The sequence below is a fragment of the Oceanibaculum pacificum genome, from assembly GCF_001618175.1.
Taxonomy (GTDB): Bacteria; Pseudomonadota; Alphaproteobacteria; order Oceanibaculales; family Oceanibaculaceae; genus Oceanibaculum; species Oceanibaculum pacificum.
In genome coordinates this window covers 21963-44394 of the sequence record NZ_LPXN01000101.1, presented here as the reverse complement: position 1 = coordinate 44394, position 22432 = coordinate 21963, and the positions used below count along the sequence as shown (strand labels likewise).

Below are 22432 nucleotides of genomic sequence, written 5' to 3'. Positions count from 1 at the left end.
GGTGATGGTGATGGTCAGCGTGGCGGAGGCGGTGCCGCCCTCGCCGTCGCTCATCGTGTATTCGAAGCTGTCGGTCAGGCTGTCGGTGGTGCCGAACAGGGCGACGACATCGGGATGGTCGCTGTCCAGCGCGTAGCTGTAGCTGCCGTCGCTGTTCAGCGTCAGTTCGCCATAGGTGCCGGTGACCACGCTGCCGACATTGCCGGCCTCGCCATCCACCGCGTCGACGGTGGCGGTGGCGCCATTGTCGATGTCGGTGTCGTTATCCAGCACGTTGCCGGTCTCGGTCTCCTTCACCAGGCGTCGGGTGTCGCCGGCATCGTCGACCGCCGCCGGGGCATCGTTCACGCCGGTGATGGTGATGGTCAGCGTGGCGGTGTCGGTCGCCCCATCCTCATCCTCGATGGTGTAGGTGAAGCTGTCGGTGACGGTCTCGCCTTCCTCCAGCGCCTGCACGTCGGCATTGTCGTTATCGATGACGTAGCTGTAGCTGCCATCCTCGTTGATCGTGATGGTGCCGTAGTTGCCGACGACCTCCTCGCCGACATCGCCGGATTCGCCATCGATCTCGATGACGGTCAGCGGGCTGTCCTCGGGGTCGCTGTCGATGCCGTCGCCGTCATTGTCGCTGATGACATTGCCGGTGACGGGATCGGTCGCGTCTTCCTGGATGTCGTTTTCATTGTCGGTCGCCACCGGCGCGTCGTTGCGGCCGGTGATGGTGACGGTCAGCGTTGCGGTGTCGGTGGCGCCTTGGTCGTCGACGATGGTGTAGGTGAAGACATCGGTGACGGTCTCGCCTTCCTCCAGCGCCTGGACGGCGGCGCTGTCATTGTCCAGCGCATAGCTGTAGGTGCCGTCGGCATTGATGGTGACGCTGCCATAGGTGCCGGACACGGCCGCGCCGACATTCGTCGTCTCGCCATTCACGGCGGACACGTCAAGGTCGCTGCCCTCCACGTCGCTGTCGACGCCGTCGCCGTCATCCTCCGTCATCACATTGCCGGTGACCGGATCGGCATCGTCCTCGGTGATGGCGTTGCTGTTGTCGGTGGCGAAGGGCCCGGTGTTCACGCCGTTGATGGTGATGGTCAGCGTCGCCGTATCGGTGCCGCCATCCTCGTCCTGCATGGTGTAGGTGAAGCTGTCGGTGACGGTCTCGCCTTCCTCCAGCGCCTGCACGTCGGCATTGTCGTTATCGATGACGTAGCTGTAGCTGCCATCCTCGTTGATCGTGATGGCGCCGTAGGTGCCGGCCACTTCCACGCCGACGTCGGCGGCCTCGCCATTCACCTCGGCGACGATCAGGTCGGTGCCCTCGGGGTCGGTATCGACGCCGTCGCCGTCATTGTCGGTCAGCACGTTGCCGGTCGCCGGGACGGTGGCGTCCTCGTCGATCTCGTTCTCGTTATCGGTCGCGGTCGGGCCGGTATTCTCGCCATTGATGGTGATCGTCAGCGTGGCGGTGTCGGTCTGGCCGTAATCGTCGACGATGGTATAGGTGAAGTTCTCGGTCAGCGCCGGATCGCCCGGCCGCAGCGCGACGACATCCTCGTTATCATTGTCCAGCGTGTAGCTGTAGCTGCCGTTCGAATTGATCGTGATGGTGCCGTAGGTGCCGGTCAACATCTGGCCGACATCGCCTGCCTCGCCGTCGATGGCAGAGACGGTGAGGTCCGTGCCGGCGTCGGGATCGGCGTCGACGCCGTCGCCGTTATCATCGTCGATGACATTGCCGGTAATCGGGTCGGTCGCGCCCTTCACCACGCTGTTGTCGTTGTTCTGCGCGACCGGCGTGTCGTTCACGCCGGTGATGGTGATGGTCAGCGTCGCGGTCGCGGTGCCGCCATCCTCGTCGGTGATGGTGTAGTCGAAGCTGTCGGTGACGATCTGCCCTTCGGTCAGCGCCTGAACCACCGCGCTGGCGTTGTTCAGCGCATAGCTGTAGCTGCCGTCGCTGTTGATGGTCACGCTGCCATAGGTGCCCTCGACCGCCTGGCCGACATCGCTGGATTCGCCGTCGATGGCGGTCACCTCGATGTCGGTGCCTTCGGGGTCGCTGTCGACGCCGTCGCCGTCATCCTCCGTCATCACATTGCCGGTGACCGGATCGGCATCGTCCTCGGTGATGGCGTTGCTGTTGTCGGTGGCGAAGGGCCCGGTGTTCACGCCGTTGATGGTGATGGTCAGCGTGGCGGTGTCGGTCGCGTCATGCTCGTCGGTCAGCGTGTAGTCGAAGCTCTCGGTCAGCGTCTGGCCGGGGCGCAGGGCGATGACGTCGGCGTTGGCATTGTCCAGCGTGTAGCTGTAGCTGCCGTTCGAATTGATCGTGATGGTGCCGTAGGTGCCGGTCAGCACCTGGCCGACATCGCCGGGCACGCCATCGACTTCGGCGATGCTCAGCACCGCGTCATTGTCGGGGTCGCTATCCTCGCCGTCGCCGTCATCGTCGCCGATGACATTGCCGGTGATCGGGTCGGTCTCGCCCTTATCGATCTCGTGCGCGTTGTTCAGCGCGGTGGGCGCGTCGTTCTGGCCGGTGATGGTGACGGTCAGCGTCGCCGTGGCGGTGTCGCCATCCTCGTCGGTCAGCGTGTATTCGAAGACGTCGGTGACGGTCTCGCCCTCGGCCAGCGCCTGGACGTTCGCGGCGGCGTTGTTCAGCGTGTAGGTGTAGCTGCCATTGGCCTGAATGACGACGCTGCCATAGGTGCCCTCGACCGCCTCGCCGACATTGTCGCTGTCGCCCTCGATTTCGGCGACGGTGACGTCGCTCTCCTCGGGGTCGTAATCGACATCGTTGCCGTCATCGTCGGTGATGACGTTGCCGCTGTCGGTCAGCGTCACGTCCTCGGCCACGGCGGCGGTGTTGTCGGTGGCGACCGGCGGGGCGCTGTCGCCGTTGATGGTGATGGTCAGCGTGGCGGTGTCGGTCTGGCCCGACGGGTCGGTGATCTCGTAGGTAAACACTTCCACCAGCGTCTCGCCCGGCCGCAGCGTCTCGACCACCGGCAGCGCATTGTCGAGATCGTAGGTGTAGGTGCCGTCGGCATTCAGCGTCAGCGTGCCGTAATCGCCGGCCAGCGGGTTGCCGATGGTGCCGGGCGTCTGGTCGGTGCCGATATTGTCGGGATCGTTCTCGAAGGCGATGGCGGTGACGGAGATGCCGTCATCGCCGTTGGGGTCGCTGTCGTTCGGCAGCACCGTGCCGTCGACATCGTCGTCGTTCTTGCCCAGGCTATTGGTGTCGTTCACCGCTTCCGGCGGCAGATCGATGACGATGGTGCCGGTGAGGATGTTGGAATCCAGCGCGGCGGGACCGCCGGCATTGGTGACGCCATTATCGTTGTTGCCGTCGTTCAGCACGATGCTGAAATCGCGGGTCAGCGCGTCCGCTCCAGCGCCGCCCGGCGTGGCCGAGGTGCTGTGATAGCGGATGGCGGCGAGGATGGCCGGCAGGGCGGTCTCGTCGGCCAATGCAGACAGGGTAATCACCAGATCCGCCGCTTCGCCGCCCGTCACGGACTCGACGCCGACGGGCGAGCCGTCGAGCGACAGCACGTCGCCGGCCTGATAGTCCTCGAAGCTGATCGTCAGCGTGCCGCCCTCGAAGGTGGCGTCCTGGAAATCGATGTCGCTGGTGGTGGGATTCTCCAGCAGCGCGATCTGGGTGGTCGTGCGGTCGCCGACCGGCGTTTCCAGGATGGTGACGGCCAGATAGTCGCTGCCCGGCCCGTCGGGATGATCGGTGTTGGTCGGTACGTCGCCGCCGATGACCGGCGCGTCGTTCACCGGATCGACGGTGATGGTGAAAATCCGCGTGGTCGTCAGCTCGTTGCTGCTACCGTCGGCGTAAGCGTAATCGCCATAGCCGGTGGTGGCGTCGTCGGTGTCCGGATGGTCGTCCTGGCCGACCAGTGCGCCCGGCCGCTCGCCGGTGTTGCCCTGGTCGTTCACCACCACGGTGACGGATATCTCGCCGTTCCAGTCGGCGGCGGTGCCGCTGCCCTCCGTGTCGTGATCGAACACCGGCAGGGTGATGGTGATGGCGTTCAGGCGGTTGTTAATCTGCGCCTGCGTGCCTTCGATGGTGATTTCCTGGCTGCTGGCGCCGACGCCGGTCACCGTGCCGCCGGTGCCGCCGACGGCGGTGATGAAGCCCTCGTCCACGGTGACGGTGACCGACATCACCCCGCCATTATGATCGGGGTCGCTGACCTGGATGTTGCTGTTCGCCGTGCTCAGCACGATGGTGGCGGAGCCTTCGTCCACCGTGACGTCGCTCGCGGTCACGTCCGCCGGGTTGTTCACCGTGGAGAGGAACAGGTTGCGGCTGGCGCTGTTGGTGTTGGGCGTCAAATCCGCCGGGATGGCCGTGGTGAACGGATCGATGGTGGCGGGCGTATCGACGATGGCGGTCGGCGTGTCGTCGCCATCCTGGTTCACCGGCCCGCCATTGGCGTCGCCAGAGCCGTCGAGCGCGCCAGTCGCCACGTCGCGCACGCGATCGTCGACGACGATCTCGATGGCGTAGGTCGCGTCGGAGTTGGACATATAGCCCAGATCGATCTGCAAGCCGCCCAGATAGGCGTTCACCTGGGCGATGGTGCCGCGGATTTTCAGCGCCGTTCCGTCGCCGTCATAGGTGCCGTCGACCGTCGCGCCATGGCCGGCCGCCGTGGTGTTCATCACCGCCGGGGTCGAGCCGTCGGTATAGTCGCCCGAGCCCAGGGCGACATTGCTCTCCAGCAGCCGGACCGTGACTTCCACCACATCGGTCTCGCCGGCCAGCACGCCGCCGGTGTCGCTGATGTCGGCATCGCTGACGGACAGGCCGGTGACGGCGGTGAAGCCGCTGTTGGTGATCGGCAGCGCGCCGCCGCTGGCGGTCGCGCCCGGCCGGTCGTTCACCGGATCGATGGTCAGCGTGAAGCTGTCGGTGAGGCCGTCGGCATAGGGGCCGCTGCCCAGCGCCGCGTCGCTTTCGGTCAGCGTGACGGTGATGGTGACATCGCCATCGCCGCCGGCATTCTGGTCGTGGTTGGCGTTGCCGGCGCTGGTGTAATGCAGGCCGTCGGTCGAATCGTTCAGCAGCGCGGCGATGTCGCCCACGGTGCCGGTCAGCGTCAGCGTGCCGCTGTCATTGCCGCTCACCTCGACATCGCCGGGATCGCCGACTTCCAGCGTGCCGTTGCCGCCGGTGCTGATGGTGACCGTCACCGGCAGGTCGAAGGCGGTGGATTCCGCGTCGGTGAAGGCGAAGCCGCCGCCGATGAAGGTGCGGACATCCTCGTCCACAGTCTGATCGACCGGCACGCCGGTGATGGCACCCGGATCGTTCACGGCCGAGGCGTAGAGCGTGACCTGCGCCATCGCCATGTTCAGCGGCAGGGGCAGGTCGTCGGCGTCGGCGACGCTCTCGCTGCCCCAGTCATAGTCGGTGCCGGAGATGACCGAGTCGCCCCCGGCCTCGCCCGGATCGTTCACCGGCCCGCCATTCGCGCCGCTGGTGAGATCGCCGTTGGCGTCGCGCGAGCGGTCGTCCAGGATCACCTGGAGCCGGTAGGTCGTGTCGGCATTCGCGCCGAACTGCACCGTCAGGCCGGCCAGCGCGGCGTTGATTTCGGCGCGCGTGCCTTGCAGCACCAGATAATCGCCATCGCCGTCATGCCCGTCGATCGGCGTCAGCCCGGCGGCATATCCGATGGTGACCCCGCCCGCCGTGGTCGCATGGTCGATTGGCGCGCCGCCGGTGGTGACCACGCGCACGATGGCCTGCACGAAGTCGGTCTCGCCGCTGCCGACGCCGTCGGCCAAATCCGCATCGGCGATGGTGAAGCCGCTGACGGAAACCGCGTTCTCGCCCACCTCGATCGGGCCGTCGGCCGTGTCGGAGAATTCCGGCGCATCGTTGGCCGGACCGGCGATGTTGATGTGGAATTCGCGGTTCGTCAGCTCCTTGTCGCCGTCGGCCAGGGTGAAGACGAACATGTCGTACGGGCTGTCCGGGCTGGCCGGCGGCTCGCTGCCGTCATGGATGTAGTACAGCTTGCCGGCGGTCACGTCGGCCTGGCTGAAGGAAGCGCCGACGCCCAGGATGCGGAAGGTGTTGCCGCCATCGTTCGAGAGGGCGACCTGCCCGTGCCCGGTGTTAGAGGTGATGCGGTACTGCACCTGCGCGGACGAGCTGTCCGGATCGTAGGCGGCGAGGTCGGCGGTGGTGATCTGGTAGGTTTCGCCCTCGTTGACGGTGATGGCGTTGTTCTGGGAAACCAGCCCGCCCAGATTGTTCGGGGCGGCGGGGTCGCTGAACGGCGCGTCCTCGGCATCGGGATTCTGCGCGATCTCCGGCCCGTCATTTACATTGGTGATGACGAAGGAGATGGCGGCGTCGCCATCGCTGGGCTCGCCATGGCGGTCGACGGCGCTGACGCGGAAGGAATCGGCCCGCACCTCCAGACCGTCATGGATGTAGCGCAGGCCGGAATCGCCGTCATTGGTCAGCAGTTCATAGGAGAATTGCCGCGCATCGGTAACGTCGTCGGCGGTGATGTCCACCCAGCCGCTGCCGTCGAACCATTGCAGCACGCCGTGCTCCGGCAGCTCGGTGACGATGAAATGCAGCGGATTGCCGGAATCATGGTCGATGGCGTAGTTGGTGTCGCCTTCCCAGTTCGAATCGCCCAGCGTGGTTTCGCTGTCATACTCGCCGCCGCTGGTCTCGTCATCGGGGTCGCCGATGCCGACCATGTCGCGGGTGATGATTTTCGTCGCGCCCTCGGCGATCAGATTCTCGGTCGAGCCGGCCACGGTCGGCGCGTCGTTCACCGGGGTGATGAAAATGTCGAAGCTGCCGGTGGCCGCCAGCGGCTCCAGCGAGGGCGTCTGCAGCCCGCCGGCCGTCACGCTGTAGGTGAAGCTGGTCTCGAAGCTCTCGCCGCCATCATGGCTGAAGCGGATATTGCCGTCGTTCAGGTCGGCCTGGGTGAAGGTGCCGTACTTGCCCAGCGTGATCCAGTCGCCGCCGACATTCTTTTCCAGCGTGCCGGGGAAGTCGCCGGCGAAACCGGTGACGGTATAGACGATCTGGTCGGCGGAGGCGCTGCCGGCGGTGTAATGCAGCATGCCGCCCGCGCCGGTGAGAATGCCGCTGCCGCCCTCATCGACGACGGTGTCGCCGCTGCCGCCGGCGACCGGATTATCGCCGAGATATTCGGTCGAGGGCTGCAATTCTGGCCCGACCAGCGCCGGCGGCGTGCCCGCCTCGCCACCGCCCGCCGTTTCCAGCAGGTTGACGACAAAGGTGAATTCCGTGCGGTTGTCGGTGCCGGAATCGTAGATGCCGCCCGGCCGCTCGTAATCCTCGCCGGTCGCGGCGTTCCAGCGCAGCGACAGCGCATTGTCCAGCACGACGAATTTGAATTCCGTGGTTTCGCCCGGACCCGCGCCTGTCGTCTGCAGGAAGCTGACCCTGCCGTCGCGCACATCGGCCATGGTGAAGGTCGCGCCCAGCGCCAGGCCGTTGCCGTTCAGCCAGACCTGGCCCTTGTCGGCCAGCTCGGTGAGGGCGAAGGTGATCTCGTCGTCGCTGGAATCGATGTCCATCGCTTCCAGCATGGTTTCGTCCAGCGTGACGCGGTAGTTGCCGTCATCCGGGATGTCGGCTTCCAGTGTGCTGGACTCGTTCCATTCCGGATCGTCATTCACCTCCAGCACCGACAGGGTCATGGTCTGGTCGCCGGTGGAATCCTCGCTGTCGTCCACGCGGTAGGTGAAGGTGATGGTGGACGGGCCGGTATCGGTGCTGTCCTGCGCGCCGCGGCCGTCATGCCGATAGGTCAGCAGGTTGCGGTCGGCCCAGGCGATCATGAAGCCGCCGGCAACATCCCCGGCATCCAGCAGCGTGCCGTTGTAATACAACTCGCCGGCCGTCGGCAGGCTGGTGATGTACAGCGTCAGCGAATCGCCGGGATCGCCGCCATCGTCGCCCTCGATCATCAGGCCGACCGGGGTGTAGGTCACGCCGCCATTGCCGGTATTGGCGTTCTGCGCGTCCTCCGGCTGGCCTTCATAGACCGTGCCGCTGCCCGACGCGGTCGGAAGCTGGTTGATCGGGTTGATGTTGATGGTGACCGTGGCGGTGTTGGAACTCGCCTGCGGCGTCGCGCCGTCATTCACCGACACTTCGAACCCGTCGGCGTCGTTCTGCTGCGCGCCGGTCTCGGTGTGATGATAGACGAGGAGATTATCCAGCACGTCCTGGTGGCTGAAGATCGAGCCGACGCCGACACGCTCGCCGTTCAGGGTCAGATAGCCATATGTCGGCAAGTCCAGCAGGCGATAGATGACCTGCTCGGCCGATTGGTTGCCGTTGCTCACTTCCGGGTCGTCGATGGTCAGCGCCGCGGCGGTGACCGCTTCGCTATCGCCTTCGTCCACGGTCATCGAACCGTCGGGCAGCAGGGTCGGGTCGTTCGACGGGGTGACGGTCACGGCCAGCGTATGGTCGACGGTGATGCCGCCGCCTTCCGCCTCGATGACGATGTTCGTGGTGACCGACTCGCCGCCGTCGAGGGTGGCGCTGTCGGCGGCGACGAACGTCAGATTGGCGAGCCAGGCGGTCGCGTCCGCGCCGGTGCCGGTGAAGCTCAACGTCGAGCCGCTGCCGTCCTCGGTGTGCTCCAGCGTGCCGGCCGCGGCGTTGGAAACCGTGACGATGACGGTGACCTCAGCCTCCCCGCCATCATCGATGACGATGCCGGAGAAGCTGTATTCGCTCACCGTCTCGGAGGCGTTGATGCTGGATGGTTCGATCAGCGTGACTTTTTCCGGCGCGCCCGTGATTTCCGGCGCTTCCAGCAGGCCCTGCCAGGCGAACAGCTCGTTGCCCGACAGCGCGGACATCATGTTCACCGCGCCGACCTGGACTTCCAGATCCCAGTCGCCGCCCAGCGTGGCGGCGCCCGTGGCGTCGCTGGAGGCGGCGATATCCGCCCCGGTCAGCCAGGCCATGCGGGACAGGAAATCCCGGCCGGCGGAGCCCTGGCCGACATCGCAGCCATACAGCATCACGTCGGCGCCGCTCGCCAGGCCGGTGGACCAGGCGGCGATCGCCTCGCCCTTGCCGTTCGCCAGCGACTTGGAATCGACCTGGTCGGCCCCCAGCACGAAGCCGCCCGGCGTGCCGTGGGAAATGATGTGCAGGGAGGCGACGTCCTGGCTGCTGCCCAGCAGTTCGGTAACCGCCTCGACCCCGGCGGTGGTGGTGTCGATGACGATGGCCTCGGCCTCGGCGGGCAGCGAATTCAGGATTTCCTGCAGGTCGCTGACGCGGGAATCGATCACCACGACCGTCCGGCCGTCTTGTGGCGCGACGCCTGGTATATCTGGCTGGTTGCTTACAATGTGGGGAGTGTCGGCGGGGGGGTGATCGGGCGCTGCGTCCGGCGCTGCATCGGCCTGATCCGCCGTCTTCGCGGCTTCCGCCGCAACGGTTGCGACAGCGGCAGCGTCGAGCAGAATACGCGACTCCAGCGCAGCCATGCGAAGCTTGCGCGCCATGGTCCCCTCCCCTCCGATAAGAAGCTGGCGCTATCGTCTCCCCCGACCGCGCCCGCTCGTCGGTATCTTCTTTACAGGACAGGAAGGCTGTCGCAAATCGTTTTCCCTGAAATTAACCAAGCTTTCTTGAAAATGTGAACTAAATGACAGATTTAGTCATATTTAGTAAGATTCAGAGTAGTTTATCAAAAATAGTGGAACCTATATAATCTACACTTATTTGGTTTTTCTAAAACAAACCCTTCTACTAATTATCATTTTCATCGATTGAGCCTCCGGCCAGAGGACATTGAGATGGACCGGAATCCGGCGTTGCCACGCGACCCATCGTCAGCTCACCGGGACCGAGGATCATGGTGTCCTTCAGGCGGCGAGAACCGGCCGACGAGATATTGCCGGTCACCTGGATAAAGGGTGCGGGCCTCGGTGATGAAATTGCCCGCCTGCCAGGTGCGGCGTTCGACCAGCAGGCACGCCGCGCCGGGGGCGATGGCCAGACGACGCGCCTGTTCCGCATCCGCGTTGATGGCGCGGATCGCGTGCTCGGCTCCGCTCCAGGGCACGCGATCCAGCAGCCAGGAGCCGGGGGGAATCCGGTCGAACGCCTCGTTTAGCACCGCCGGCACGGCCGCCAGATTGATCAGCCGGCGCTCATGGGCGACCGGCACCGAATCGTAGATATGGACGGTGGCGACGGACAGCATCTCGTGATCGGCCGGCAGCGCGATGCGCCGCGCGCCGGCCGGCCCCAGCCGCTCCACGGCGCGGTGCAGTATCTCGAACCGGTAGCTGACTCCGGCGCGCGCCGCCTCCTGCGCGAAATCGGGTATTTCCAGCACCGCGCGCGGCTGGGTTGGGGCTGCGACCACCGATCCGGCGCGGCGGCGGCGCAGGATCAGGCCGCTGGCGACCAGCGCCGACAGCGCCTTGCTGACGGTCATGCGCGAGCAGCCATACTGGGCGACCAGCTCATGCTCGACCGGGATGCGCGTGCCCGGCGGCCATTCGCCGGACAGGATGCGCGCCTCGATCTCCTCGCGGATGCGCTGGTGCAAATTGGGCGCGCCGGCCATCTCGGCGCTCAGGCCCGCAAGGCGGAAAGCGCCGCGCGATAGCGGGCGGCGAGGGCGTCGCGGTCACGGTGCCGGCCGCCCTCGACCAGCGCCTCGCCGCCGACCATGACCCTGTCGATGGCGTCTTTGCCGGCCACGAAGATATAGGCGTCCAGCCAGCGGTCGCCGGCGACGGCGGCGAGGTCGGGATGGGCCGCGTCCAGCACCACGATATCCGCCCGTCGGCCGGTCGCCAGCGCGCCGATCCGTCGGCCCAGCGCCTGGCTTCCGCCCGCCAGCGCCGCCGCATAGAGCGCCCGCCCGGTCGAGGCGCCCTCCTGCCCGCGCACCATCAGGTTGCGGCCCCGGTCGCGCAGGCGCTGGCTGTATTCCAGCAGCTTCAGCTCAGCCGGCGCGTCCAGCTCGATATTGGAATCGCTGCCGATGCCGAAGCGCCCGCCCTGGGCCAGGTAGCTCACGCCGTCGAAAATGCCGTCGCCCAGATTGGCCTCGGTCAGCGGGCACAGACCGGCGACAGCGCCCGACACGGCCATGGCGGTCGTCTCCGCCGGCAGCAGATGCGTGGCGTGCACCAGGCACCAGCGTGCGTCCACCTTCTGGCTGTCCAGCAGGTGCTCGACCGGCCGGCGGCCCGACCAGGCGAGGCAGCCCTCGACCTCTTGCATCTGCTCGGCGATGTGGATGTGGATCGGCCCGTCCGGCACCATCCCGACCAGCGCTGCGATCTCCTGCGTCGTCGCCGCGCGCAGGCTGTGCGGGGCGACGCCCAGGCGGGAGTCGGGCAGGGGGGCTATCGCCGTGGCAGCACCCTCCAGCAGATGCACGAAACCGTCGATGTCGTTGACGAAGCGGCGCTGGCCTTCGGTCGGCGGCAGCCCGCCGAAATCGCTGTGGGCGTAGAATACCGGCAGCAGGGTCAGGCCGATGCCGCTGGCCGCCGCCGCCGCCGCGATGCGGGCCGACAGCTCGGCCCGGTCGGCATAGGGATGGCCGGCGGAATCATGGTGCAGATAGTGGAATTCGGCCAAGGCGGTAAAGCCGCCCTCGACCATCTCCATCATGGCGAAGGCGCTGACCGCTTCCAGCGTCTCGGGCGTCAGCCGCTCCAGGAACCGGTACATGACCTGTCGCCAGGTCCAGAAGGAATCCGAGGCCGGGCCACGGGTTTCCGCCAGACCCGCCATGCCGCGCTGGAAGGCGTGGCTGTGCAGGTCGGGCATGCCGGGCAGGGCGATACCGGCGACGCGCTCGCCTTCGCCCGTGGCATTCGGCTCGACGGCCTCGATCCAGCCATCGCGGAGGGTCAGGGCGACCCGCTCGGCCCAGCCGTCGGGCAGCAGGGCATGGTCGAAGATCAGCCGTCGCATCGTGCGAACTCCATCATTTTGGGGCATCATCGGACAGGCCCGAAAATTATGTCTAGACATAATATTCCGACGTTGGATTATGTATAGACAAATGACGGCGGAGCCCCTCGATGCGCTTCGATAGAATCTGGCTGAATGCACGCCTCGCAACCCTTGTGCCTGGTAAGGACGGCATCGGGGTTGTGACGGATGGCGCGGTCGCGGCGACCGGCGGCCGGATCGCCTTCGCCGGGCCGATGCGCGACCTGCCCGCCGGCTGGGATTCCGCCGAGCGGATCGATTGCGCGGGCCGCTGGATCACGCCCGGCCTGGTCGATTGCCACACCCACATCGTCCATGGCGGCGACCGCGCGCGGGAATTCGAGCAGCGCCTGGCCGGTGCGACCTATGCCGAGATCGCGCAGGCCGGCGGCGGCATCGTCTCCACCGTGAAGGCCACGCGCGCGGCCAGCGAGGATGAGCTTGTCGCCGCCGCCCTGCCGCGCCTCGACGCGCTGATCGCCGAGGGGGTGACGACGCTGGAGGCGAAATCCGGCTATGGCCTGTCCCTGGCCGACGAGCGCAAGAGCCTGCGCGCCGCCCGCAGGCTGGGCGAAAAGCGGCCCATCGACATCGTCACCACCTTCCTCGGCGCGCATGCGATGCCGCCGGAGGCGGGCGACGACAAGGATTCCTACATCGACCTGGTCTGCCGGGAAATGATCCCCGCCTTGGCCGCCGAGGGGCTGGCCGATGCGGTGGACGCCTTCTGCGAAGCCATCGCCTTCTCGCCGGAACAGACCGCGCGGGTGTTTGCCGCCGCCAAGGCGCATGGCCTGCCGGTGAAGCTGCATGCCGACCAGCTGTCCAACCTGCAGGGCGCGCGGCTGGCGGCGGAGCAGGGGGCGCTGTCGGCCGACCATATCGAATATGCCGACGCGGCCGGCATCGCCGCGATGGCGAAGGCCGGCACGGTCGCGGTGCTGCTGCCCGGCGCGTTTTACTTCCTGCGCGAGACCAAGCTGCCGCCGGTCGATCTGCTGCGCAAGCACGGCGTCGCCATCGCGCTGGCGACCGACTGCAACCCCGGCTCCTCGCCGCTGACCTCGCTGCTGCTGACGATGAATATGGGCGCGACGCTGTTCCGCCTGACGGTCGCGGAATGCCTGGCCGGGGTAACGCGGGAGGCGGCGCGGGCGCTGGGCCGGCAGGACAGCATCGGCACGCTGGAAGCCGGCAAATCCTGCGACCTGGCAATCTGGGATATCGAACACCCGGCGGAGCTGGTCTACCGCATCGGCTTCAACCCGCTCTGGGCACGCATCTGGAGGGGGCAATGAGCGACATCGTAACCATGCGGGCAGGCTCGGTGCCGCTGTCGGACTGGCGCGCGATCTATTTCGGCGCGGATGCCCGGCTCGATGCAGCCTGCCAGCCGCAGGTGGATGCGGCGGCCCGGACGGTGCAGGACATAGTGAAGGCCGGCGCGCCGGTCTATGGCATCAATACCGGCTTCGGAAAGCTGGCCAGCATCCGCATCGGGGCGGAGGATATCGAGACCCTGCAGCGCAATATCGTGCTGTCGCATGCAGCCGGGGTGGGCGAGGCGCTGCCGGTGCCGGTGGTGCGGCTGATGATGGCGCTGAAGCTGGCCAGCCTGGCGCAGGGCGCTTCGGGCATCAGCTGGTCCAGCCTGATGCATCTGGCCGACTGCCTGGAGAAAGGGTTGATTCCCGTGGTGCCGGGGCAGGGCTCCGTCGGCGCGTCGGGCGATTTGGCGCCGCTGGCCCATATGACGGCGGCGCAGATGGGCGTGGGGGAGTTTTTCGTGGACGGCGGGCGGGTGCCGGCCGTGCAGGCGCTCGCCAAGGCCGGGCTGGACCCGCTGGCGCTAGGGCCGAAGGAGGGGCTGGCGTTCCTGAACGGCACCCAGGCCTCGACCGCGCTGGCGCTGGCCGGGCTGTTCGAGGCGGAGCGGGTGTTCCAGGCCGCGCTGGTCACGGGCGCGCTCAGCACCGACGCGGCACGCGGCTCCGACGGGCCGTTCGATGCCCGCATCCATGATCTGCGCCGGCATCGCGGCCAGATCGAGGTGGCGGCGGCGCTGCGCAACCTGATGCAGGGCAGCGCCATCCGCGCCTCGCATCTGATTGGCGATGACCGGGTGCAGGACCCCTATTGCCTGCGCTGTCAGCCGCAGGTGATGGGGGCGTGTCTCGATATCTTGAGGCAGGCGGCAGGGACGCTGGCGGTGGAGGCCAATGGCGTGACCGACAATCCGCTGGTCTTCGCCGAACAAAGCGAGGTGATCTCCGGCGGGAATTTCCATGCCGAGCCGGTGGCCTTCGCCGCCGACACGATCGCGCTGGCAATTTGCGAGATCGGTTCGCTGGCCGAACGCCGCATCGCCATGCTGGTCGATCCCGTATTGTCTGCATTGCCGGCCTTCCTGACGCCGAAGCCGGGGCTGAATTCCGGCTTCATGATCCCGCAGGTGACGGCGGCGGCGCTGGTGTCCGAGAACAAGCAGAACGCCTATCCGGCCAGCGTCGATTCGATCCCGACATCGGCCAATCAGGAGGATCACGTCTCGATGGCCGCGCACGGCGCGCGCCGGCTGCTGGCGATGGCGCGCAACGCCGCCGGCGTGGTCGGCATCGAGCTTCTGGCCGCCGCCCAGGGCTGCGATTTCCGCGCGCCGCTTGCCTCCAGCCCGGCGCTGGAGCGGGCGCGAACCCTCTTGCGCAAAAACGTTCCCACCTTGACGGATGACCGCTATATGGCCCCGGATATCGCCGCCGCGACCGACCTGGTCGTCTCCGGCGCGCTGGCCCGGGCGGCTGGCGGCCTGCCTTCCGTAGCCGAGGATTTACGATGACCAACTGGCTGACCATTCGCCGGGGCAAGGCCCCGCTGGTGCTGAGCTTTCCGCATACCGGCACAGATATTCCGGCGGCATTCCAGCCCCGGCTGGTGTCGCCCTGGCTGGCCCGCAAGGATGCCGATTGGTGGATCGAGAAGCTGTATGATTTCGGCGTGGAGCTGGACGCCACCATGGTGCGCACCGGCATCTCGCGCACCATCATCGACGTGAATCGCGATCCCTCCGGCGTATCGCTCTATCCCGGTCAGGCGACCACCGGCCTGTGCCCGCTCACCAGCTTCGATGGCGAGCCCCTGTACCGGCAAGGCCAGGAGCCGGACGAGGCGGAGATATCCTCCCGCCGCGAAACCTATTTCCAGCCCTATCACGATGCGCTGGCGGCAGAGATCGCGCGGCTGCGGCAGAGCCATCCGACGGTCGTGCTGTATGATTGCCACTCCATCCGCTCGGCTATCCCGCGTCTGTTCGAGGATATGCTGCCGGTCTTCAACATCGGCACCAATTCGGGCGCGGCCTGCGCGCCGGAACTGGCGGCAGAGGTCGAGCGTCGCTGTGCTGAAAGCGAGTTTCCCTCGATTCTGAACGGCCGCTTCAAGGGCGGCTACATCACCCGGCACTATGGCAAGCCGGCCGAAGGCGTGCATGCGGTGCAGATGGAGCTGGGTTGCCGCGGCTATATGGAAGAACCGCTGGGGCCGGTTTCCGAGGCCAATTGGCCGACCCCATACGATCCCGCCCATGCCGCGCCGATCCGCGTGGTGCTGAAGGATATCCTGGAAGACTGCCTGCGCTTCGCCGAACAGGAGGGAGCATCATGACCCGTCTCGACAATGCCCGCGTGATCCGCGCCGACAGGGGCGGCGACCTCAGCGCCAGGAGCTGGCTGACCGAAGCGCCCCTGCGGATGCTGATGAACAATCTCGACCCCGACGTCGCGGAGCGGCCGGGCGAGCTGGTGGTCTATGGCGGCATCGGCCGGGCCGCGCGCGACTGGGAGAGCTTCGACCGCATCGCCGCCAGCCTGAAGACGCTGGAGGGCGACGAGACGCTGCTGGTGCAGTCCGGCAAGCCGGTCGGCGTGTTCCGCACCCATGCCGATGCACCGCGCGTGCTGATCGCCAATTCCAATCTGGTGCCGCATTGGGCGACCTGGGAGCATTTCCACGAGCTCGACCGCAAGGGGCTGATGATGTACGGCCAGATGACGGCCGGATCGTGGATCTATATCGGCTCGCAGGGCATTGTGCAGGGCACCTACGAGACTTTCGTGGAGATGGGCCGGCAGCATTATGGCGGCAGCCTCGCCGGGCGCTGGATCCTGACCGCCGGGCTGGGCGGCATGGGCGGCGCGCAGCCGCTGGCCGCCACCATGGCGGGGGCGTCCTGCCTGGCCGTCGAATGCCAGCCGAGCCGCATCGAGATGCGGCTGCGCACCGGCTATCTGGACCGGAAGGCGGAGACGCTGGACGAGGCGCTGGCGATGATCGAGGCGGCGCGCAAGGACGGCAAGCCGGTCTCTGTCGGCCTGCTGGGGAATGCCGCCGATATCTTCCCGGAGCTGGTGCGGCGCGGCGTGCGCCCGGATTGCGTGACCGACCAGACCTCGGCGCACGATCCGGTGAACGGATATCTGCCGAAGGGCTGGTCCCTGGCCGATTGGGAGACCCGGCGCGAGAGCGACCCGAAGGCCGTCACCCAGGCCGCCAAGCGTTCGATGGCCGCGCATGTGCGCGCCATGCTGGATTTCCACCGCATGGGCGTGCCGACGGTCGATTACGGCAATAACATCAGGCAGATGGCGCTGGAGGAGGGGGTGGAGGACGCCTTCGCTTTCCCCGGTTTCGTGCCGGCCTATATCCGCCCGCTGTTCTGTCGGGGCATCGGGCCGTTCCGCTGGGTGGCGCTGTCCGGCGATCCGGAGGATATCTACAAGACCGACCGGAAGATGAAGGAGCTGCTGCCCGACGACGCCCATCTGCACAACTGGCTCGACATGGCGCGCAGCCGCATCCAGTTCCAGGGACTGCCGGCGCGCATCTGCTGGATCGGGCTGGGCGACCGGCACCGGGTGGGGCTGGCCTTCAACGAGATGGTGGCCAAAGGCGAACTCAAGGCCCCCATCGTCATCGGCCGCGACCATCTCGACAGCGGCTCCGTCGCCTCGCCCAACCGCGAGACCGAGGCGATGCTGGACGGCTCCGACGCGGTGTCCGACTGGCCGCTGCTGAACGCGCTGCTGAATTGCGCGTCCGGGGCGACCTGGGTGTCGCTGCATCATGGCGGCGGGGTCGGCATGGGCTTCTCGCAGCATTCCGGCATGGTGGTGGTCTGCGACGGCACGCCGGAGGCGGCGCGGCGCGTCGAGCGGGTGCTGTGGAACGACCCGGCCACCGGCGTGATGCGCCATGCCGATGCCGGCTACGAGATCGCCCAAGCCTGCGCCCGCGAGCACGGGCTGAAGCTGCCCAGCCTGGGCTAAGAAACGGCGCTTGCCGAGCCTCGCGCGAAAGCGTGAGATGAGGCGACGCGGAGGAAGCACCAACAAGCATTCATAAACCGTGTGAACAGGAGGGTTAAATGGAGAGACGGAAGTTCCTGAAGGGTGCCGTCGTCGGCGGCACGGCCGCCGTTGCGGCGTCCGGGCTGGCGGCCCCCGCGATTGCCCAGGGCAAGATGGAATGGCGCATGGTCACGTCCTGGCCGCTGAACCTGCCCGGACCGGGCACCAGCGCCGCCTGGCTGGCCGACAAGATCACGAAAATGAGCGAAGGCAAGCTGACGGTGAAAGTGTTCGGCGCCGGCCAGCTCGCCCCCGCCGCCGGCGTGTTCGACGCCGTCTCGCAGGGGGCGGCGGAGATGTATCACTCGGTGCCGACCTATTGGCGCGGCAAGTCGGCCGGCATCGTGCTGTTCGGCAACATGCCCTACGGCCTCACCGCCTCGGAGCAGCACGCCTGGATGCTGCATGGCGGCGGGCAGGCGCTGTATGACGAGATGTATGGCCGCTTCGGCCTGAAGGGCTTCCTGTGCGGCAATACCGGCAACCAGTGGATGGGCTGGTTCAAGAAGGAGATCAAGTCGGCCGAGGATTTCAAGGGGCTGCGCTTCCGCTCCCCCGGCCTCGGCGGCGAGATGTACCGCCGGATGGGCGCGTCCGTGGTGCAGCTTCCGGGCGGCGAGATTTATCCGGCGCTGCAATCCGGCACCATCGACGCGGCGGAGTTCATCGGCCCCTGGACCGATCTGGCGCTGGGCTTCCACCAGGCCGCCAAATTCTATTACTGGCCCGGCGTGCAGGAGCCGGCCTCGGCAGAGGAATGCGTGATCAACAAGGCGAAGTGGGACGCCCTGTCCGACGAGCTGAAGCTCGTGGTTGAGACCGCCTGCTCGGCGACCTACGCCTATTCCACCTCGGAATACATCGTGCGCAACCCGCCGGCCCTGAAGACGCTGGTGGAGAAGCACGGCGTGCAGGTGCGCCAGGCCCCGGAGGACGTGCTGGTCGCCGCCGGCAACGCCGCCGGCGAGATCATGGCGGAGCTGCGCGAGGATAAGGACGATCTGGTGCGCAAGATCGCCGACGCCTATGCGGTGTTCCGCCAGGGGGCGATGGAGAATGCCCGCTATACCGAGCTGGGCGTGATGCAGGCCCGTACCTTGCCCTACAAGTTCCAATAACCGGAAGCGGCGGTTCCGGATTCCGGGATCGCCGCCCCTTTTTTCTGGAGGATCAATGCAGGCTTTGCGGCGTTTCGCGGCCGGCATCGACGCGCTGTCCGACCGGATCGGCCAGGCGCTGGTCTATCTGGTCTGGTCGACGGCGATCGTCTGCGCCGTGGTGGTCCTGCTGCGCTATGCGCTGCACGTCACCTTCGCCTGGATGCAGGATCTCTATGTCTGGATTCACGCCGTGGTGTTCCTGCTGGGCACGGTCTACGCGATGCGCTGCAACGCCCATGTGCGGGTCGACATCCTGTACGCCAAATGGCCGGTGCGGCGGCGCGCCCTGGTGGAATGCATCGGCGTGCTGGTCTTCACCCTGCCCTGGATGGCGGCGCTGGCCTGGCTGACCTGGCCCTTCGTGCTGTCCGCCTGGGCGATCCAGGAGGGCTCGCCGCAGCCCAACGGCATGCCCGGCGTCTATGTGCTGAAAAGCGTGCTGCTGCTGTTCTGCCTGCTGGTCGGCCTGCAGGGGCTGGCGGTGCTGGCGCGCGGCATCCTGGTGCTGACCGGCGACCAGGCGGCAGCACAACAGCCGCCCTTCGCCGACTCCCCGCAGAACTGACCCTTCGGAAAGAACCCGATGCTGACCACGGGCGACATCGTCTCCATCGTCTTCTTTCTCTCGACGATCCTGATTTTGATGACCGGCCTGCCGGTCGCCTTTTCGCTGGCCGGGCTGTCGCTGGTCTTCGCCTTTCTCGGCCATATGCTGGGGGTGTTCGACTACAGCACGCTGATCAACCTGCCGCTGCGCTATTTCGGCGTGATGAGCAACGAGGTGCTGGTCGCGGTGCCGCTGTTCGTGCTGATGGGCAATGTGCTGCAACGCTCCGGCGTGGCCGAGGATCTGCTGACCACGATGGGCAAGCTGTTCGGCGCGCGGTCCGGCGGGCTGGGCTTTTCGGTCATTGTGGTGGGCGCGATGCTGGCGGCGGCGACCGGTGTGGTCGGGGCCACGGTGGCGACCATGGCGCTGATCGCGCTGCCGGCGATGCTGCGGGTCGGCTATCAGCCGCGCCTGGCGACCGGCGTCATCGCGGCATCCTCGACGCTGGCGCAGATCATCCCGCCCTCGACCATCCTGATCTTCACCGCCGACATATTGTCCGGCGTGAACCAGGCGGCGCAGATGCGCCTGGGCAATTTCGCGCCGACCACGCTGTCGGCCGGCGATCTGTTCGCCGGCGCCTTGCTGCCCGGCCTGCTGCTGGTCGTGCTGTTCATGCTGTTCATGGCGGTGAAGGCTGTCTTCCAGCCGCGGAGCTGCCCGCCCATCGAGGTCACGGACGCCGAGCGCCGGGGCCTGCCGGTGGCGGTGGCGAAGGCGGTCATCCCGCCGCTGCTGCTGATCGTCGCCGTGCTGGGCTCGATCCTGGCCGGCATCGCCACGCCCACCGAATCCGCCTCCATCGGCGTGTTCGGCGCGCTGCTGCTGACCTGGGCCAACGGCCGCCTGTCCTGGGGGCTGATCCGCGACGCCGGCAAGGGCACGGCGGTGACGACCGCGATGATCTTCGCCATCGTGCTGGCCGCCTCGCTGTTCTCGCTCACCTTCCGCGGGCTGGGCGGCGAGCACATGGTGGAGGAGGCGCTGACCAACATGCCCGGCGGCGTGGTCGGCGCGGTGCTGATCGTCATGGCGGTTATGTTCGTGCTGGGCTTCTTCCTCGACACCTTCGAGATCATCCTGATCATGCTGCCGATCTGCGGCGGGCCGCTGATCGTGCTGGGCGTCGATCCGATCTGGCTGGGCGTCATGGTCGGGCTGAATTTGCAGACCAGCTTCCTGACCCCGCCCTTCGGCTTCACCCTGTTCTATCTGCGCGGCTTCGCCCCGCCTTCGGTGGAGACGATGGAAATCTGGAAGGGGGCGGTGCCCTTCGTCGGCATCCAGATAGCCGCCCTGGTGCTGGTCTGGTTCTTCCCCGGCCTGGCGACCTGGCTGCCGGAACTGCTGTTCCGCTGAACGGCCGGTCTTGCGGGTTACAGATTCAGCAGCTTGTAGATGCGCCGGGAATAGACGCCGAAATCCTCCTGCGTCTTCATGTCCAGCGTGCGCGGGTAGGGCAGGTCGATGGGGAAGTAATCCGCCATGCGCGCCGGCCCGGCGGTCAGCACCGCGCAGTGCGAGCCCAGGAACACCGCCTCCTGGATCGAGTGGGTGACGAAGATGACGGTCTTCTTCGATTCCTGCCAGATCCGCAGCAATTCCAGGTTCATCTTCTCGCGGGTCAGCGCATCGAGCGCGCCGAACGGCTCGTCCATCAGCACCAGCTTCGGGTCGTGCACCAGGGAGCGGGCGATGGCCGCGCGCTGCTGCATGCCGCCGGACAGCTCGTAGGGGTAGCGATCCTCGAACCCTTTCAAGCCCACCATGGCGAGCAGGTCGCGGGCGCGTTCCCGGCTCTGCTTCGTCGGCAGGCCGAGGATTTCGGCGGGCAGCAGCACATTATCGATGATCCGCCGCCATTTCAGCAGCAGCGCCTGCTGGAACACCATGCCGATGTCGCGGCTATGGTCGAACGGCGCTTCCGGGCTGCCGATCTCGATGACGCCCTCATCGGCCGGATGCAGATCGGCCAGGATTTTCAGTACCGTCGTCTTGCCGCAGCCGGACGGGCCGACCAGCGAGATGAAATCGCCGTCATTCACGTCCATCGTCACGTCGGAGACGGCGAGGATGTCGCGGTCGCGGGTGTGGTAGACCTTGCGCACCCCTTCCAGATGGATCAGCCGCCCGCCGCTCATGCCGCGATATCCTTCAGCGCGGTGCGGTGGTCGCCGGACAGCCAGCGGTCGAGATTGGCGGCGACGAAGCCATCGTCGGTCAGATGCGGGTAGGCGCGCTGCACGCGCGTCAGCTCCGCCGCCTGGCCGGGGCTCAACCCCTCCTGCGGGTCCAGGCACCAGATGCCCTCCAGCAACCCCTGGCGGCGCAGTATCTCGTGGCAGCCGGCGATGCAGCCGTGGAAATTATGCGCCACGTCGAACAGGGCGGCGTTGCAGTCGGTCACCTGGGAGTCCAGCGCCAGCAGATCGGCCGAGACGGACGGCTTGGCGGCTTCCACTTGACAGCGCTCCAGCAGCGCCACGGCGGCTTTCAGCCAGACCGACCAATGGCCGAGTAGCCCGCCCTTGATGCGCAGCGTCACCGGCGCGTCGCCGCGCGGCAGCCGATAGGGCGTGACCAGATCGGCGACGATATGGTCGTCATTGCCGGTATAGAGGGTGACGCGGTCCGCCGCCCCGGCGGCGATCACGCCGCGCACCACATCCAGGGTGGCGTAGCGATTGAACGGGGCCATCTTGATCGCCACCACATTGTCGATGGCGGAGAAGCGGCGCCAGAAATCGAACGACAGGCGAATGCCGCCGACCGAGGGCTGCAAATAGAATCCCACCACCGGTATTTCGGCGGCGACCCTCGTGCAATGCGCGATCAACTCGTCCTCCGACGCGCCCTTCATGGCGGCCAGGCTGAGCAGCCCGGCATGGTAGCCGATGCCGCGCGCGACCCCCGCCTCGCGCACCGCCTGGTCGGTGCGGCCGACAAGGCCGGCGATGCGGATCAGCGGCCGGTCGGTCCAGGCGGACGCGGTTTCCAGCGCGGCCTCCAGCACCGGCTCGTACAGGCCGACATCCCGGATGGCGAATTGCGTGGTATGCACGCCGACCGCCAGGCCGCCGGCCCCGGCATCGATGTAATAGCGGGTCAGCGCCCGCTGCCGTTCGATATCGAAGGAACGGTCGGCGCGCAGCGCCAGCGGATGCGCCGGAATGGCCACGCCCTTGCGCAGCACGCTCAAGGCATCGACCGGTATGTCGCTCCAATGCAGCCCCATGAT

Annotated in this window: 12 protein-coding genes; 7 read left to right on the top strand and 5 right to left on the bottom strand. The window is 67.0% G+C overall.

Annotation, left to right across the window (positions count from 1 at the left end; translation table 11 throughout):
* The 3 genes from AUP43_RS08670 to AUP43_RS08660 form a co-directional block, all read right to left on the bottom strand.
* Positions 1-9561 (bottom strand): VCBS domain-containing protein (locus AUP43_RS08670; protein ID WP_157089285.1); only part of this gene is annotated, 9561 nt, incomplete at its 3' end.
* Between the two features lie 335 nt (positions 9562-9896).
* Positions 9897-10634: a histidine utilization repressor gene (gene hutC, locus AUP43_RS08665; protein WP_067555236.1), complete on the bottom strand. Its 738-nt coding sequence runs from the start codon at positions 10632-10634 to the stop codon at positions 9897-9899.
* An 8-nt stretch (positions 10635-10642) separates the two neighbouring features.
* Positions 10643-12001, bottom strand: a complete 1359-nt coding sequence (locus AUP43_RS08660; RefSeq protein WP_067555233.1) for a formimidoylglutamate deiminase — start codon at positions 11999-12001, stop codon at positions 10643-10645.
* 110 nt (positions 12002-12111) lie between these two features.
* Between AUP43_RS08660 and hutI the strand changes: the two genes are divergently transcribed.
* The 7 genes from hutI (at position 12112) to AUP43_RS08625 (ending at position 20553) form a co-directional block, all read left to right on the top strand.
* Positions 12112-13320, top strand: a complete 1209-nt coding sequence (hutI, locus tag AUP43_RS08655; RefSeq protein WP_067555230.1) for an imidazolonepropionase — start codon at positions 12112-12114, stop codon at positions 13318-13320.
* Entirely contained in the window at positions 13317-14858 is a 1542-nt protein-coding gene (gene hutH / locus AUP43_RS08650) for a histidine ammonia-lyase (protein WP_067555227.1), read from the top strand. Before hutI ends, hutH begins: the two co-directional genes overlap by 4 nt.
* On the top strand, positions 14855-15682 hold the full coding sequence (gene hutG, locus AUP43_RS08645; protein WP_067555224.1) for an N-formylglutamate deformylase: 828 nt from the start codon (positions 14855-14857) through the stop codon (positions 15680-15682). Before hutH ends, hutG begins: the two co-directional genes overlap by 4 nt.
* Positions 15676-17343, top strand: coding sequence for a urocanate hydratase (hutU, locus tag AUP43_RS08640; protein ID WP_157089286.1), 1668 nt, complete (start codon positions 15676-15678; stop codon positions 17341-17343). Before hutG ends, hutU begins: the two co-directional genes overlap by 7 nt.
* Before the next feature lie 98 nt (positions 17344-17441).
* Entirely contained in the window at positions 17442-18542 is a 1101-nt protein-coding gene (locus AUP43_RS08635) for a TRAP transporter substrate-binding protein (protein WP_067555218.1), read from the top strand.
* Between the two features lie 55 nt (positions 18543-18597).
* Complete coding sequence (locus AUP43_RS08630) at positions 18598-19149, top strand: TRAP transporter small permease subunit (protein WP_067555215.1); 552 nt, start codon at positions 18598-18600, stop codon at positions 19147-19149.
* A gap of 18 nt (positions 19150-19167) precedes the next feature.
* Positions 19168-20553, top strand: a complete 1386-nt coding sequence (locus AUP43_RS08625; protein WP_067555212.1) for a TRAP transporter large permease — start codon at positions 19168-19170, stop codon at positions 20551-20553.
* Between the two features lie 17 nt (positions 20554-20570).
* On the opposite strand, the gene AUP43_RS08620 is transcribed toward AUP43_RS08625, so the two are convergent.
* Both AUP43_RS08620 and AUP43_RS08615 read right to left on the bottom strand, forming a co-directional pair.
* Complete coding sequence (locus tag AUP43_RS08620) at positions 20571-21335, bottom strand: ABC transporter ATP-binding protein (RefSeq protein ID WP_067555209.1); 765 nt, start codon at positions 21333-21335, stop codon at positions 20571-20573.
* Entirely contained in the window at positions 21332-22429 is a 1098-nt protein-coding gene (locus tag AUP43_RS08615) for a dihydrodipicolinate synthase family protein (protein ID WP_157089284.1), read from the bottom strand. Before AUP43_RS08615 ends, AUP43_RS08620 begins: the two co-directional genes overlap by 4 nt.
* Positions 22430-22432 lie beyond the last annotated feature (3 nt).